Annotated in this window: 6 protein-coding genes, 2 pseudogenes and 1 riboswitch; of the genes and pseudogenes, 3 read left to right on the plus strand and 5 right to left on the minus strand. The window is 62.4% G+C overall.

Annotation, left to right across the window (positions count from 1 at the left end; genetic code table 11):
• Positions 1 to 317: 317 nt before the first annotated feature.
• Positions 318 to 3,599: pseudogene (locus ACZ5RT_RS01005) on the plus strand (excinuclease ABC subunit UvrA); the annotation flags it as partial.
• A gap of 122 nt (positions 3,600 to 3,721) precedes the next feature.
• Positions 3,722 to 4,783, plus strand: a pseudogene (locus ACZ5RT_RS01010) (excinuclease ABC subunit UvrA); the annotation flags it as partial.
• Between the two features lie 138 nt (positions 4,784 to 4,921).
• On the opposite strand, the gene ACZ5RT_RS01015 reads toward ACZ5RT_RS01010, so the two are convergent.
• The 5 genes from ACZ5RT_RS01015 to ACZ5RT_RS01035 form a co-directional block, all read right to left on the minus strand.
• On the minus strand, positions 4,922 to 6,085 hold the full coding sequence (locus tag ACZ5RT_RS01015) for a methyltransferase (RefSeq protein WP_422170246.1): 1,164 nt from the start codon (positions 6,083 to 6,085) through the stop codon (positions 4,922 to 4,924).
• A gap of 72 nt (positions 6,086 to 6,157) precedes the next feature.
• Positions 6,158 to 6,940 (minus strand): HAD-IIB family hydrolase, encoded by a 783-nt coding sequence (locus ACZ5RT_RS01020; RefSeq protein ID WP_464453243.1) that lies wholly within the window; start codon positions 6,938 to 6,940, stop codon positions 6,158 to 6,160.
• An 8-nt stretch (positions 6,941 to 6,948) separates the two neighbouring features.
• Complete coding sequence (locus ACZ5RT_RS01025; protein ID WP_291928298.1) at positions 6,949 to 8,577, minus strand: peptide chain release factor 3; 1,629 nt, start codon at positions 8,575 to 8,577, stop codon at positions 6,949 to 6,951.
• A gap of 126 nt (positions 8,578 to 8,703) precedes the next feature.
• Positions 8,704 to 9,453, minus strand: coding sequence for a flagellar motor protein MotB (locus tag ACZ5RT_RS01030; RefSeq protein ID WP_422170251.1), 750 nt, complete (start codon positions 9,451 to 9,453; stop codon positions 8,704 to 8,706).
• A 6-nt stretch (positions 9,454 to 9,459) separates the two neighbouring features.
• On the minus strand, positions 9,460 to 10,431 hold the full coding sequence (locus tag ACZ5RT_RS01035; protein ID WP_291928304.1) for a hypothetical protein: 972 nt from the start codon (positions 10,429 to 10,431) through the stop codon (positions 9,460 to 9,462).
• Between the two features lie 118 nt (positions 10,432 to 10,549).
• A riboswitch (S-adenosyl-L-homocysteine riboswitch) is annotated at positions 10,550 to 10,646 on the plus strand.
• Positions 10,647 to 10,727: 81 nt separating this feature from the next.
• On the opposite strand from ACZ5RT_RS01035, the gene ahcY reads away from it, so the two are divergent.
• A complete protein-coding gene (gene ahcY / locus ACZ5RT_RS01040; protein ID WP_464453244.1) occupies positions 10,728 to 12,161 on the plus strand; it encodes an adenosylhomocysteinase in 1,434 nt (477 codons plus the stop codon).
• The last annotated feature ends 1 nt before the right edge of the window (position 12,162 follow it).

Genomic DNA, 12,162 nt, shown 5'->3' on the forward strand with positions numbered 1-12,162 from the left:
ATGCGTCCTTGGGGGCTGGGGAGGCTCCGGCCGGGGATGGGCTGGGCTCCTCATACGGCGGGGGTACGCCAAAATCGTCGCCCAGCCCATCCCCGGCCGAAGCTGAGGGGGCGAGTGCACAAGCAGAAGCACAGGCAGCGACAGAGATGTCGCGAGACGATCAATCGGCCACAAGGGCTGCGTCAGAGCGGGGGGCGGGCGACGATTTTGGCGTACCCCCGCCTCATGAGGAGCCCGCCCCCCGCTCTGATGCAGACCGAACCTCAGCAGAAACCACAGAGGCAAACGTAAAAGGCTCAACACAAGGCCCAAGCGCAGAACAAAAAGCGCTGCAACTGCTGCTGGAAGAAATCACCACCCGCCTCAAATACCTGTGCGATGTCGGCATCGGTTACCTCACCCTCGACCGCCAAAGCCGCACGCTCAGCGGCGGCGAAGTCCAGCGCATCAACCTGACCACCGCACTGGGCACCAGCCTGGTCAACACCCTGTTTGTGCTGGACGAACCCAGCATCGGCCTGCACCCGCGCGACATGCACCGCATCACCCAGGCCATGCACCGCCTGCGTGATGCGGGCAACACACTGGTCGTGGTCGAGCACGACCCTGCGGTGATGCTGGCCGCCGACCGCATGATCGACATGGGCCCAGGCCCCGGCGAGCGTGGCGGGCAGATTGTGTTCGATGGCAGCACCGCCGACCTGCGTCAGGCCGACACGCTCACTGGCGCGTATCTGGGCGGGCGCAAGCAAGTGGGCCTGGGCTTCAAGCGCATGGTGACTGATAGCACGCCGCGTTTGATTTTGGAAGGCGCACGCGAGCACAACCTGCAAAACATCAGCGTGGACTTCCCGCTGCAACGCCTGGTGACCATCACCGGCGTGAGCGGCTCGGGCAAATCGAGTTTGATCCAGGATGTGCTGGCCCCGGCGCTGATGCGTCACTTTGGCAAAGCCACCGAAACCCCGGGCGCACACGACCGCCTGCTGGGGGCCGACCACCTGAGCGATGTGGTGTTTGTGGACCAGTCGCCCATTGGCAAAACCGCCCGATCCAACCCAGTGAGCTATGTGGGGCGCGTGGGACGCGATCCGCGAAATTTTTGCCACCGCACCGCTGTCGCGCCAGCGCGGTTACACCGCCAGCAAGTTCAGCTTCAACGGTGGCGACGGCCGCTGCCCCCACCTGCGGCGGCTCGGGCTTTGAGCACGTCGAGATGCAGTTCTTGAGCGATGTGTATCTGCGCTGCCCCGACTGCGATGGCCAACGCTACCGCCCCGAGATTCTGGAGATCACCATCGAGCGTCAGGCCATCGGCGGTGCGGTGCGGCACCTCAATGTGGCTGACATCCTGCAGCTCACCGTGAGCGAAGCGGCCGCTTTGTTTGCGCAAGACCGCGAAGTCATCCGCGCCCTGCAACCCATTGTGGATGTGGGCCTGGAGTATGTGCGCCTGGGTCAGCCTGTCCCCACCTTGTCGGGTGGTGAGGCCCAGCGGCTCAAGCTCGCGGGTTTTCTGGCCGAGGCCGCCAAGAGCGCGTCCAAGAGCCGCCAAAGTCTGGCCCGCAAGGGCACGCTGTTCCTGTTTGACGAGCCGACCACCGGCCTGCACTTTGACGACATCGCCAAGCTCATGAGGGCTTTGCGCAAGCTGCTCGAAGCGGGGCATTCGCTCATCGTCATCGAGCACAACCTCGACGTGATCCGCGCCAGTGACTGGTTGATCGATCTCGGACCCGAAGGTGGTTATGCCGGCGGGCTGATCGTGGCCGAGGGTACACCCGAAGATGTGCGGCAGCATGCCACTTCGCACACCGGGCAGGCGCTGCGCGAGTACGCCGAGTCCATGGGCGAGGTGCATGGGGCACAAGAGGGGGCTGCGGCCTATTTGGCGGTCTTGAAAACCGAAGGCATGGATCCTCGGGTCAAGCCCGAGGATGACAAAGTCAAAAAGATCGCCGATGACAAGAGGAAAAAAGCGGTCCCCAACAACAACATCCAGATCGTCAACGCCAAAGAGCACAACCTCAAAAACCTGAGCGTCAACATCCCGCGTGGCCGCTTCAACGTGGTCACCGGTGTGAGCGGTTCCGGCAAGTCCACGCTGGCGTTTGACATCCTGTTCAACGAAGGCCAGCGCCGCTATCTGGAAAGCCTGAACGCCTATGCCCGATCCATCGTGCAACCGGCAGGCCGCCCCGAGGTCGATGCGGTCTATGGCATCCCGCCCACGGTGGCGATCGAGCAGCGTTTGTCACGCGGTGGCCGCAAATCCACCGTGGGCACGACCACCGAGGTTTGGCACTTTTTGCGCTTGCTCTATGTGAAGTTGGGCATCCAGCACTGCGTGCACGACAACACGCCGGTGCAGCCGCAAACGCCCGACAGCATCGTGGCGCAGCTGATGACCCAGTTCCGCGGGCAGCACATCGGCCTGCTGGCACCACTGGTCACCAACCGTAAAGGCGTTTACACCGAGCTGGCCGACTGGGCGCGTCCACGCGGCTACACGCACCTGCGCGTCGATGGCGAGTTTTTGCCCACGCAGGGTTTCCCGCGCATTGATCGATTCAAGGAACACAACATCGAACTGCCGGTGGCCAGTCTCGACGTGCTGCCGTCGAACGAAACAGCCTTGCGCCAGGCGTTGACGCAGGCACTGGAGCACGGCAAAGGCGTGGTGCATGTGCTGAGCGACCTGGGCGGTTTGCGCGAGGCCATGTTCAACGGCGAATCCACTGCGCGCATTGGCCAGCACCGCGTGTTCTCCACACTGCGTGCCTGCCCGCAATGCGCCACGTCCTACGCCGAGCTCGACCCGCGTTTGTTCTCCTACAACAGCAAGCACGGTTGGTGCCCCGATTGCGTGGGCACGGGCGTCAAGCTCAGCAAGGACGAGCGCAAGGTGTTCGACGACTCGGTGCAGGATGACAAGGACAAAGGCCGTGAGCAAACCTTTGCCGAGCCGGAAATTGAAGACCTGGCCGATGTGGCTTGTCCCAGTTGCGAGGGCACCCGGTTGAACGCCACGGCGCGTGCTGTGCGCCTGGGCGCAGCGCCCGGCCAGGGCTGGCGCATCACCGACATCGCCAGCCTGTCGGTCAGCGATGTGCGGCAGTGGGTCGAGAAGCTGCACCTCACGGGGCGCGATGCCGACATCGCCCGCGATCTGGTGCCCGAGATCCAGAGTCGTTTGGAGTTTCTGGAGGAAGTGGGTTTGGGCTATCTCACGCTCGACCGAGGGGCACCCACCCTGTCGGGCGGCGAAGCCCAGCGCATCCGCCTGGCCGCGCAGTTGGGCAGCAACCTGCAAGGCGTGTGCTACGTGCTGGACGAACCCACCATTGGACTTCACGCCCGCGACAACCAGATTTTGCTCAATGCCCTGCACAAGCTGGGCGACAAGGGCAATACGCTGGTGGTGGTGGAGCACGATGAAGACACGATCCGCCGCGCCGACCACATCATCGACATCGGCCCGAGTGCCGGTAAACGCGGCGGCCGTCTTGTGGCCGAAGGCTCGGTGGCCGACATCACGGCGTCTGCCGATTCGCAGACCGGGCGCTACTTGTTGCATGCGATGAAGCATCCGATGCAGTCGCGTCGTTTCGTGGATGCTTCTTTGCGGGGCGCCGGCGCGGGCGCCTCATACGGCGGGGGTACGCCAAAATCGGCGCCCACGCCAGCGCCCCACAAAGAAGCTGCGGGTGGTTCGGACGTGCATTGGCTCACCTTGACAGGCGCCAACCTGCACAACTTGCGCCAGGTCGATGTGCAAGTGCCGCTCAAGCGTTTGGTTGCTGTGACTGGCGTCAGCGGTTCCGGCAAATCCACGCTGGCCCGCGATGTCTTGCTGGCCAATGTGCAGGCCCTGGTCAGCCAGCGCTCGACCTTGGCAGGTCGCACCGCACAAGATGCCGGCCAGCGCGTGGCCCTGACCGCTTGCAGCGATGTGCAAGGTTTTGAGACCATTGACCGCGTGCTCGAGGTCGACCAGACCCCGATTGGCAAAACGCCGCGTTCCTGCCCCGCCACTTACATCGGTTTCTGGGACACGATCCGTAAATTGTTTGCCGAAACGCTGGAGGCCAAGGCGCGTGGCTATGCGGCTGGGCGTTTCAGCTTCAACACCGGCGAAGGCCGTTGCCCCAGCTGTGAAGGGCAGGGCATGCGCACCATCGAGATGAGCTTTTTGCCCGATGTGAAAGTGCCTTGCGAAACCTGCCGAGGTGCCCGCTTCAACCCCGAGACGCTGGCGGTCACCTGGCGTGGCAAGAGCATTGGCGATGTGCTGCAGATGGAGGTGGACGAAGCGGTGGAATTCTTCGCCACCATGCCCAGCATCGCGCACCCGCTGCAGTTGCTCAAAGATGTGGGCTTGGGCTACCTGACCCTGGGCCAGCCCTCACCCACGCTCAGCGGCGGCGAGGCGCAGCGCATCAAGCTGGTGACCGAACTCACCAAGGTGCGGGACGACGTGGGCAAGCGCGGTAACAAAGCGCCGCACACCTTGTATGTGCTGGATGAGCCCACCGTGGGCCTGCACATGGCCGACGTGGACAAACTCATCAGTGTGTTGCACCGCCTGGTGAATGCGGGTCACAGTGTGATCGTGATCGAACATGACCTGGATGTGATCGCCGAGGCCGACTGGGTGATCGACCTGGGGCCGGAGGGCGGCAACGCCGGTGGACGCATCGTCGCTGCCATGACGCCCGAGGCGCTGGTGCGCTTGGGTACTCATACCGGCAAGGCCTTGGGCCCGGTGCTGGCGAGGGTGTGATGGCGAGTTTTGTGGGAGGCTGCCCCTGTGGCCGAATGGTGGTTCGGCGCTGAGGCTGGCTTCGAGTGCTTGCGGTGGTTCAGCCATTCGCGAGCAGGGGCGCGCTCCCACAGGGGCAGTCCTTTGCTGGGCTGATGCTCAGTCAGCCACACCGAGCCGCCACAGTGAAGTCACTTCGGCTGAGCGTGCGGCGTGCAGTGGGTCGGTGGCATCCTGGGCTTTGGCATGCTCGGGCTTCACATCCGTGCGGCCCAACACTTTGAGGCCTGCATTGGCGATCCAGCCCAGCAGGGTTTCACGGGTGCGCAGGCCCAGGTGCTCGGCCAGGTCGGACAGGATCAACCAGCCTTCACCGCCTTCGCACAGGTGTGTGGGAAGGTTTTTCAAAAACCCTTGGAGCATTTGGCTGCCTTCGTCATAAACCGCCTGTTCCAAAAGTGAGGTCGGGCGTGCAGGCAGCCATGGCGGGTTGCAGACCACCACCGCTGCTTGACCGGGCGGGAAGAGGTCGGTTTGAAGCAGCTGCACCTGGTTTTGCAGACCCAGGCGTTGCAGGTTGTCCAGCGCGCAGGCCAAAGCACGTTCCGACATGTCGGTCCCCACCACCTGCGTGGCACCGCGCCGCGCGAGCACGGCCGACAGCACCCCGGTGCCCACGCCGATGTCAAAAGCCACGGGGTGGGTTTTGAAGGCTTCGGGCAATGGGGCGTTGGCCACCAGTGCCACATATTCACCGCGAACAGGTGAGAACACAGCGTAGTGGGGGTAGATGCGCAAGGCCTCGCCCATGGCCGGGACCTCGACACCGTTTTTGCGCCACTCGAATGCGCCGATCACCCCTTGCAGGCTGCGCAGCGAGATCACCGACGTCTGTCCATTGGCTGGACCAAAGGCCTGCGTGCAAGCGGCTTTGACATCGGGTGCGCGCCGCAGCGCAATGCCGTAGTCGCCATCCAGCTCAATCAGCACCTGGCTCAGGATGCGGGTGCGCTGGGCTTGTGCCTGGCGGTGGGTGTGGAAAGCCGCACCGGGGATCACGGGGGCGTTCGGGTCTTGTTTTTTGGTGCGGACCTTTTTGGGTTTGTCGATGCGCCGGGCCAGCGCTTGCAGCAGCTGTCGTGCGTTTTGAAAATCGCTGCGCCAGAGCAGGCCCGTACCGGCGCAGGCCAGGCGAAATGCGGTGTCGGCGGTCATGGTGTCGTCGGCCAGCACCACTTGCTTGGGCAGTACCTGGTCGGATCGCCACAGGGCAGAGCGTGGGGCGTCGTTTTCAGACCAGGTCAAGAGGGGGGTGGTGTTCATGCGCGAATCCTGTCGGTGTGGGCGGTGCATCGCGCAGCTTGCCGCGAAGAGGTGACTGGGTGGGTGCTGGTTTCAGCTCGGTTTTGCCAGCAAGTGCCGGGTCATTTCCGCAAAGCCTGCGCCGCGTTCACTGGGGGTGATGTAGCGCGGCGGGTGCGTGAGTAGCGCCTCAAAGCGCCGAATATTGGCCACCCCCACACTGTGCGGGAAGTGTTCAAACATCACCTGGTCGTTGGTGGAGTCTCCCACATAAACCCAGCGGTCGATTTCGTCATCCAGATCGCGGCCCCACAGCTTGCGCACGATCCAGCGGGCGCCTGTGAGTTTGCTGTGCGTGCCAAACCAGCCATTGATGTGGATGCTGCTGACCGTGGCGGTCATGCCTGCGCCTTGCATCACGCGCACCACTTCGTCGATGGCGTGTTGTGGCAGATGTGTGAACTCGCTGTGGTCAATGGCGATGTCGGTTTCCCGGCCTGCGCTGTCTTGTGAACGGCGAGCACCAGTCACCTCTTTTTCAATCTGGTCGAGCACCACTTGCATGCGGGTGAAGTTGGCTTGGCGTGTCCGGGCGTCTTGTTGGTACAACTTGCGCAGGCCTTGTGTGGTCGAGTGTTGCAGCCCCACTGCACCGTTTTCGGCCACGATGGCGTCGACCGGCCAGCTTTGGGCGAAGGGTTCGCTCCAGCCCACAGGTCGCCCGGTGATCGGCACCACATGCAGGCCAGCCGATTTCAGATCAGCCAGCGCTTGCAAGGCGTCAGACGTGATCGCCCCTTCGGTGGTCAGCGTGTCGTCGATGTCGGTGAAGACGCCGACGATGTGGCCGGGTGACCAGTGGCGCAGCAGCTGCATGTCTGTGGTCAGCCCGCGCTGCCCAACGCCAGACCCGCATGCTCGCGCAGCGGGTGGAAATGGATTTTGGGGAAGCGCTCCTGCGCCAGGCGCACGTCGTAGGGGCTGGTGCACAAATACGCCAGGGTGCCAGCCGCATCGAGCGCCATGCGCTGTGGGTAGGCGTTGGTGAATTCGCGCAGCTCGGCCGGGGTGTCGGCGGTGATCCAGCGGGCGCCGGTGTACTGGCAGCCTTCGAGACGCACATCGCAGTCGTATTCGGCTTTGAGGCGGTGTTGTACCACTTCAAACTGCAGCTGTCCGACCGCGCCCAGCAGCATGGGGCCACCGATTTCTGGTTTGAAGACCTGGATCGCGCCTTCTTCGCCGAGTTGGTCGAGGCCCGTTTGCAGTTGCTTGGTGCGCAGGGGGTTTTTCAGGATCACGGTCATGAAGAGTTCGGGTGCAAAAAACGGCAAACCTGTGAATTGCAGATTCGCGCCATCGGTGATGGTGTCACCCAGTTGCACACCGCCGTGGGTGGTGAACCCGATGATGTCGCCCGCATAGGCTTCGTCCACCGCTTCACGGCGCTGGCTCAGGAATGTGACGACGCTGGTGGGGCGCAGCTCTTTGCCAGTGCGCTGTACCTTGAGCTTCATGCCGGGTGTGTATTTGCCGGACGCCATGCGCACAAAGGCGATGCGGTCGCGGTGGTTGGCGTCCATGTTGGCCTGCACCTTGAACACCACGCCCGAAAACGCGCTGTCTTCGGGCTGGATGTCCTTGACCACGGGCTGCTTGTTGACGATCAGGTTGCTGGTGCGGGGCTTGGGTGCGGGGGCCAGGTCGACCAGGGCGTCCAGCACTTCCATCACACCGAAGTTGTTCACGCCAGAGCCAAAGAACACGGGCGTTTGTTTGCCTGCCAAAAAGGCTTCTTCATCAAAAGCGGGGGATGCGCCGGTGGCCAGCTCCATGCTGTCCATGGCGGTTTGCCATTCCAGGCCAAAGCGCTCGGCCAGCTGGGCCTGCTCGGTGAGCGGGATGGTCTCAAAATCTTGCGGCAGGCGTTCAGAGCCGGAGTCGAACACCGTCATGGCCTGCGTGCGCAGGTTGACGATGCCGCCAAACGATTTGCCCTGACCCACGGGCCAGGTCATGGGCACGCAGGGCATGCCCAGCTCGCGCTCGACTTCGTCCAGGATGTCGAGCGGGTCGCGAACTTCGCGGTCCATCTTGTTCACAAAGGTGATGATGGGCGTGTCGCGCTGACGGCACACTTCGATCAGGCGGCGGGTCTGCGCTTCCACACCGTTGGCCGCATCGATCACCATCAGGGCAGAGTCCACCGCCGTGAGCACGCGGTAGGTGTCCTCGCTGAAGTCTTTGTGGCCGGGCGTGTCGAGCAGGTTGATGACGTGGTCGCGGTAGAGCATCTGCATCACGGACGACGCCACCGAGATGCCACGCTGCTTTTCGATTTCCATCCAGTCCGATGTGGCGTGGCGTGAGGCCTTGCGAGCCTTGACCGAGCCGGCAATCTGGATCGCGCCGGAGAACAGCAGCAGTTTCTCGGTCAGCGTGGTTTTACCCGCGTCGGGGTGGGAAATGATGGCAAAAGTCCGGCGGCGCCGGGTCTCGTTGGCGTAGGTCACAAGGGGTCCTGATTCGTGCGGGTGGCAAGCAGCACCCGTGGTGGCCAAGCCCGTCATGGGCTGGCGAAAGACAGCGATTTTACCGGGCCCGCCCTCTGGATGGGATGCCAGCGGACGATGCAGCGCTCAGCGCTTGTCCATGGGGCATTTGAAGTCGTCGTCCCAGGGAATGGGACGCACCTCGTCGATTTCACAGTCTGGGGCGTTGGCTTCGCAGCGGTTGCGCAGCTCCTTGAACTCCAGACGCAGTTCGACCCGGCGGCTTTTTTCGGGTTGGTTCAGGATGGCCGAGTTGAAGGACGAGCCCCCCACAAAGAAGAGTTCGCGGATCGTTTTGCGGTCTTCCTGGCCAAGAGCGTTCGGGGCGTTGGCGTCCAGCAGCACGCACAGCACCCGTTGGGAGCGCTCTAGGCTGAGGTTGAGGTTGTAAAGGTAGGAGCCCTCCGGGCTGGCGTAGCCTTCGAGCACCCAGCGTTTGAGCCAGTTCTGACAATCTGGCGTGCGGGCAATGTGCAACATCCGGGGTACAAAGCTGCGCAGTAACACCGCACGGTCAGGGGCCAGGGCATGGCTGTCTTTCGGAAATTCGGCCAAGGTGCCCAGCTCCAGGGTTTGCCCACGCAGTGTCATCCCGGCGTATTCGGCTTTTTGGGTGATCTGGCGGATGTTGTTCAGGCAGGTCGAGATGGCCTGGTCCCGGTTGGCGCGGCCTTCGTCCATTTTGCGCAAACCTGTCGTGACGCTGAGCAGGGCGACTGCCATGGCCACCAAAAACAGCACCATCAGGGCGGTCATCAGGTCTGAGAACGAAATCCAGAAGGGTTTTTCTGCTTCGTCCCGGGACCTTTTGGCGGGCGGTATTCTAGAGCCGAACATGCGCGTTCAATGCGGCTGGGTGCGTGGGCCTGATGGGCGCAATTGGCTCAGGATTTTGTAGGAGAGGGCCGTCTGCATTTCAGTGGCCAGTGTCAGACGCTCCATCCATTGAGCCCCGGCCTGAGGGGCGAACAGGGTGTCCAGCCACTGCTGCAGTTCTTCAACTTGCCGGTAGCGGCCAGTCAGCACGGACTTTTCAATCCAGGTGAACACCATGGCCAAAGTGATCGCCAAGGCCGACACCAGAAACGCGTGCCCCACGGTTTGGACCAATTGGCTCAATTCGGCCTGCACCCGTTCGGGGTTGGACACGTCAAAACCGACCAGGCCCGCGATCAAGCCGGTAAAGGTGCCGATGATGCCCACGCCGGTCAGGATGCCGGGTGTGTGTTTGTAAAAATTGGATTGAAGCGGTGAATCCACCAAGGCCTGTTCGGTGAAGTAGTGCTCGGCATGTGTGTGGGCTTGCCACTGAGCTGTGGTGCTTGGCGTGGACATTTCAAGCCGCTGGAGTTCTTCCACGGCCTGGTTGTATTCGGCCCAGAGTTTGGCCAGGCTGGGATCGTTTTGCGCCAGTTGTTCCAGGTTGGACAGGTCCATTCGGCTGCCTTGGGCGTTCAGGTCCAGACGCGAGAAGAAAGCTTTGGACAGCTGGCTGACCCGCTGCCTGGCTGCACCGACAGGGCCCAGATGGGCTGTTTGTGACTGCAGCTGGAGCGTGTTGGCGTATTGCAGCCAGGCGTGCTGCAAGGGGGCGGAGGCCATCACCTCGGTCTTGAGCCGAGTCAGGTCGATGTGGGGCTGAGGGCCCGACTGGGCCAACACAGCCAGTTGTGCATTGACCCTGGCCAAGTGTTTCTTCAGTTCCATGGCCGGTCCAATGAACTGGCGCACGTAATCCAGGGCAATGAGCACGATCACGGCGGACACCGTCCATACATGCCAATAGTGGGCGAGGTGGCGCATCAGTTCGGGCATGGGGTCCAAAGGTCGGGGTGCATGGGTTCAGTCTAGCAAATGCCGGATCTAGAAGTGGGCGGAGTGCGTGGTCAAAGGCCTGGCGAAGCGCCCAAGGGCGGACTGCGCTAGAATGCGGCATTCCGAGGAGCGTTGCAGCGCCCCCTGACTTGTCCGCAAGTCGGCAGCGGGGCGTGAGGCTCGGAACACTTCAACAGCAACGACGCTCATCCACACGACGTGCGGTGAGCCTGTTTTTTCCATTCAGTGCCGGCATCCACACGTGTGGCTTCTTCACATTTGCTTTGGAGCTGACAATGAATGCACGTTTGAACACCGCCGTGAACGCCGATTGCGTGATCGCCGACATCGGCCTGGCCGACTGGGGCCGCAAAGAAATCAAAATCGCCGAGACCGAAATGCCCGGCCTCATGGCCATCCGCGAAGAGTTCGCCAAGGCGCAGCCTCTGAAAGGTGCCCGTATCACCGGCTCCTTGCACATGACGATCCAGACGGCCGTGCTGATCGAGACCCTGCAGGCCTTGGGTGCCAGCGTGCGCTGGGCTTCTTGCAACATCTTTTCGACCCAAGACCACGCTGCCGCAGCCATCGCCGCCAAGGGCACGCCCGTGTTCGCCATCAAGGGCGAGACCTTGGCCGATTACTGGGATTACACCCACCGCATTTTTGACTTTGGCCCCGCTGGCACCGATGGCGAAGGCCCGAACATGATCCTGGACGACGGCGGCGATGCCACCCTGCTCATGCACCTGGGCAAGCGCGCCGAAAAAGACGCCAGCCTGATCGCCAACCCTACCAGCGAAGAAGAGACTTGCCTGTTCAACGCCATCAAGGCCAAGCTGGCCGTGGACCCCACCTGGTACAGCCGCAAGGGTGCGCAGATCATCGGCGTGACCGAAGAGACCACCACCGGCGTGTTGCGCCTGAACGAAATGGCCGCCAAGGGCAGCCTGATGTTCCGCGCCATCAACGTGAACGACTCGGTGACCAAGAGCAAGTTCGACAACCTGTATGGCTGCCGCGAATCTTTGGTGGACTCCATCAAGCGTGCGACCGACGTGATGATCGCGGGCAAAGTGGCTGTGGTCGCCGGTTACGGTGATGTGGGTAAGGGCTCGGCCCAAGCCCTGCGCGCTTTGTCTGCCCAAGTCTGGGTGACCGAGATCGACCCGATCAACGCCCTGCAAGCCGCGATGGAAGGCTTCAAGGTCGTGACCATGGAGTACGCCGCCGACAAGTGCGACATCTTCGTCTCGGCCACCGGCAACAAGAACGTGATCCGCTACGAGCACATGGCCGCCATGAAAGACGAAGCCATCGTCTGCAACATCGGTCACTTCGACAACGAGATCGACGTCGCTTCGCTGGAAAAGCTGCAGTGGGACGAGATCAAGCCACAAGTCGACCACGTCATCTTCCCCGATGGTAAGAAGATCACCCTGCTGGCCAAAGGCCGCTTGGTGAACCTGGGCTGCGCCACCGGCCACCCCAGCTTCGTGATGTCCTCTTCGTTCGCCAACCAGACCATCGCCCAGATCGAGCTGTTCACCAAACAAGACCAGTACGAAGCCGGTAAGGTCTATGTGTTGCCCAAGCACTTGGACGAAAAAGTGGCCCGCCTGCACCTGAAGAAAGTCGGCGCACAGCTGACCGAACTCACCGACGAGCAGGCGGCTTACATCGGTGTGTCGAAAAACGGTCCTTACAAAGCCGACACTTACCGCTACTGAA

This window comes from Limnohabitans sp. TEGF003, assembly GCF_055395455.1.

Coding starts and splice junctions, on each gene's coding strand:
- ACZ5RT_RS01015 (WP_422170246.1), bottom strand. CDS start 6,085: ATGAACACCACCCCCCTCTTGACCTGGTCTGAAAACGACGCCCCACGC.
- ACZ5RT_RS01020 (WP_464453243.1), bottom strand. CDS start 6,940: ATGCAGCTGCTGCGCCACTGGTCACCCGGCCACATCGTCGGCGTCTTC.
- ACZ5RT_RS01030 (WP_422170251.1), bottom strand. CDS start 9,453: ATGTTCGGCTCTAGAATACCGCCCGCCAAAAGGTCCCGGGACGAAGCA.
- ACZ5RT_RS01035 (WP_291928304.1), bottom strand. CDS start 10,431: ATGCCCGAACTGATGCGCCACCTCGCCCACTATTGGCATGTATGGACG.
- ahcY (WP_464453244.1), top strand. CDS start 10,728: ATGAATGCACGTTTGAACACCGCCGTGAACGCCGATTGCGTGATCGCC.